Genomic DNA, 1,910 nt, shown 5'->3' on the forward strand with positions numbered 1-1,910 from the left:
GCGAACGCGAGCACCAGTGCGAGAACCTTTTTCTGATGGCAGGCAAAAGAATAATTTCCGGCGTCAGATGGGTAATAATAGCATATTTGCACAGGAAATGCAACTTTTTCGGAAAAGCGTTTTGCGCGGGTGAAGCGGGCGCCGCCCACCGGTTTTCCGCCAAAGCCCCTCGGCTGTAAGGTAGAAATTTCAGATGCGGAATTGTGCAGAATGAATAAAACACGGTAGTGTCATATTGTCTGCGCACTATGGACAGATCACAGCCCCTGCACGAGGCAGCTTTGTCAAACATACTGGACAGAGAATGCTAAAGGGGAAAGCCAGCCAAAAGGCCTCATAGGAAAGTTGTTGGAGCGGCAGTTATAAACACCAAGCGGCTTGGCAAGATAGTCCAGAGACTAAAAGTGCTGGCAGGAATGGTAGGTCTACATTGCATTCCGCATGGCTTCATACAATTTGCTTTACGCAGACAACATGATTTGATATAATGATCGCAGAAAGAGAGGATGTTTGCTATGTCGCCCGAAAACACAGGTATCAACGCGAATGTAATAAAACAAATTCGAGAGATTGCTGAACAATACGATTTGCATTGGGTGATCCTGTTTGGTTCTCGTGCACGCGGGGATTATAAAGAACGTAGTGATATTGATCTTGCAGTATGTGGCGGGGATGTTCCCTCTTTTGCGGGATAATCCCGAATTCTGTGTAAACTCGTTTATGATGCAGATAGAGTATGATTTATTTGAGGCGGTAGCAGGCTTGTCCAGTTACCGCCTTGCTAACAACATAACGCCGGTGGGGATGGATGTCAAGGACGGCGGAGCTGTTCAGCCAGCCCTTGACATCCTGAACCGGCGGTGTTAGTCGGGCAAACGCTCGGCAGAGTAGATGGCCATCTGGGCGTGGATCAGGCTCCAGTCCTGCCGCCGTCCAGTCCATTTTTTCGTAATATCCATCATGGCCAAATACAGCATTTTCAGCAGGCTGTCATCGGTGGGAAACACCGATTTGGCCTTAGTCACCTTGCGGAGCTGTCGGTTGAAACCCTCAATGGCATTAGTGGTATAGATCAACCTGCGTACCTCCTGGGGATACTTGAAGTAGGTGCTGAGATCAGCCCAGTTGCTTCGCCAGGACTGAGAGATTTTCGGATATTTCTTGTCCCAGCGCTCTGCAAAGAAATCCAGAGCAACCAGCGCAGCCTGCTCATCCACGGCGGCATAGACCGCCTTCAGATCGGCCATAAGGGCCTTCAGGTCCTTGTAGGACACATATTTGCTGGAATTGCGCAGCTGGTGGATGATGCAGTTCTGGATCTCAGTCTGAGGGAACGTGGCGTGAATGGCCGCATCAAACCCCGTCAAATTGTCGGTGCAAGCGATGACAATATCCTCTACACCCCGGTTTTTCAAGCCATTGAGCACAGTTGCCCAGAACTTAGCGCTCTCGTTTTCCCCAACCCACATACCCAGGACATCCTTCCGGCCATCCAGATCGACACCAATGGCAATGTACACGGCTTTCTTTACGATCTGCCCTTCGCTGCGGACATGGTAGTGGATGGCGTCCAGAAAAACCACGGCGTAAATGGACTCCAGGGGACGCTGCTGCCACTCTTTGGCGATGGGCAGGATCTTGTCGGTGATCCGGCTGACGGTGCTGTCTGAGACGGAAATGCCATAGATGTCCTGGATGTGGGCTTCGATATCGCCGGTGGTCATACCCTTGGCGTACATGGACGGGATCTTTTCTTCAATATCCTGACTGATGCTGGTCTGATTCTTTTTTAGTATCTGAGGCTCAAATTCACCTTTCCGGTCTCGGGGAACCGATACATCCACTTCGCCAAAGCTGGTGCGCAGCCTTTTGCTGCTGTGGCCGTTACGGCTGTTGTCTGTGTCCTTGTT

General features: G+C 50.7%; 2 protein-coding genes. One reads left to right on the top strand and one right to left on the bottom strand.

What is annotated here, in order from left to right; genetic code table 11:
* Positions 1–515 precede the first annotated feature (515 nt).
* Positions 516–695 (top strand): nucleotidyltransferase family protein, encoded by a 180-nt coding sequence (locus T363_RS15800; RefSeq protein ID WP_207640635.1) that lies wholly within the window; start codon positions 516–518, stop codon positions 693–695.
* 168 nt (positions 696–863) lie between these two features.
* Here the strand turns inward: T363_RS15800 and T363_RS0113695 are convergent.
* Positions 864–1,910: IS256 family transposase (locus T363_RS0113695; RefSeq protein ID WP_031476743.1), on the bottom strand; the 1,047-nt coding region annotated here is incomplete at its 5' end.

The organism is Agathobaculum desmolans ATCC 43058 (assembly GCF_000701665.1).
In the GTDB taxonomy this organism is placed as follows: domain Bacteria; phylum Bacillota; class Clostridia; order Oscillospirales; family Butyricicoccaceae; genus Agathobaculum; species Agathobaculum desmolans.

Coding starts and splice junctions, on each gene's coding strand:
- T363_RS15800 (WP_207640635.1), top strand. CDS start 516: ATGTCGCCCGAAAACACAGGTATCAACGCGAATGTAATAAAACAAATT.